The sequence below is a fragment of the Intestinibacter sp. genome (assembly GCF_051866655.1).
Taxonomy (GTDB): Bacteria; Bacillota; Clostridia; order Peptostreptococcales; family Peptostreptococcaceae; genus Intestinibacter.
Map to the genome: position 1 here is coordinate 1 of NZ_JBJDXL010000072.1, position 1,646 is coordinate 1,646.

Below are 1,646 nucleotides of genomic sequence, written 5' to 3' on the forward strand. Positions count from 1 at the left end.
TTTTCTATTTGCTTAGTCATCTCTACTGCGTTGTTGAAAAATGATTTTATATCTACTACAGTGCTGCTGACGTTTGAAAATTCTGCTGCAAATGTAGCTACGTGGCTTTGTATAACCTCACCTACAGATGCGACACATGAATCGTAGTTTTTGTCTTGTACTCTATTTATAAAATCTACAAATAGCTTTTCGTCTATATCTTCCTCTTCTATATCTATTACCTGTTCTTCGCCGTTTAAGAATTTTTTGATTTTTATTTGTCTGTCCTTGTATGAAGCCTCTACTTCACCCTCTTTGAAGAACAATCTTATTTTTTTGTCGCCTTCATTTGTGAATGCGTTTATGTTGAAGTTTGCAGTTACCTTGTTGTCGAATTTAAATATACTAGTTAAATTATCTGATACATCGTTGTCGCAGTAGAAAACACATTTTCCATAAGGGCCTTCTTTTAAAATAGCTTCAAGGTTTTCCTTAGTAGGATTTATGTGGACTGATTTATTTATAAATTGATCCTCGTTTAAGTACATTTTCTTAGCTGAGAAAGGACATCCCTCCTCTTCTAGACATCTTAAGCAGTTTTCACTCATTTTTGTATTGAAATTATCCCAATTAAAAACTCTTAAATCAGAAAAGCAAGCTACCTTTTCGCATTCTCCACCTGATAATTTTATCATAGTGTCTATATCCTGACAGCTATTTGTAAGCATTATTGTGGCAGTATCGCTAGTTATTCTCCAATTTCCTCTTACGTAATTATGGATGAAGCTTTTATAGCCTATATCGACGTTATATGAAATATTTACTAGATTTCCTAAATCTCCGCTGTCTACAATTTCTTGTAGTTTATTATAGAAGCTTGAGTATCTATTGTTATAAGCCACCATAAAAAGTCTATCGCTATTTTTATCTGAAAACTCCTTTAGATGGACAAGTCCGTCTAAGCTATTTGCTGCAGGAGTTTCGACTAAAACATCGTATCCTCTGACTAGAGCTAGCTGAGCTGTATCGTAGTGCAAAAGGTCGTAATGTGATATTATCACAGCATCGGCAACCTTTTCATGAGCGATAAAATCATTTAAATTATCAAATACCATATCTTCATCGACAGGGTATTTTTCTAAAAACGAATCTCTTCTTCCCTTTTTATTTTCTACAAAAGCTACTATTTCACATTTGTCCTTGTACTTTTCTACAAGAGGAGCATATGTATAGGCCCCTCTAAGACCTGTGCCTATAATAGCTAATTTTACTTTTCCCATATAAATTCCCCTTTTCTTAAAGTGCTAAATTTCCGTACGATTTAATTATAGTATATTTTTTCTTTGGTTGTCCTGTTTATCTAGCTTTTTATTGTATAAAAACATATCAAAGGCCGCAGCAAATACTACTAGATAACCGAATATACTTATTATATCTGGGCTCTCGTTGAAAAATACTATACCTAAAACAGCAGAGCAGATTATACCACTGTAGTCGTATATAGAAATTTCCTTGGCTGGTGCATATTTATAAGCAAGGGTAATTCCAAATTGACCGACACTCGCTGACACTCCTGCAAGTAACAAGTAAACTAATTGCATAAGTGTCATCGGCTTATAAACAGCTAAAAACACCGGTAAAATAACTATAAGCGAAAAAGTTGAGAA

General features: G+C 33.8%; 2 protein-coding genes. Both read right to left on the reverse strand.

Features of this window, described 5'->3' with window-relative positions:
• The coding region (locus tag ACI3VO_RS02000) for a Gfo/Idh/MocA family protein (RefSeq protein WP_439756304.1) at positions 1 to 1,259 on the reverse strand (1,259 nt) is incomplete at its 3' end.
• 45 nt (positions 1,260 to 1,304) lie between these two features.
• Positions 1,305 to 1,646: EamA family transporter (locus ACI3VO_RS02005; RefSeq protein WP_439756305.1), on the reverse strand; the 342-nt coding region annotated here is incomplete at its 5' end.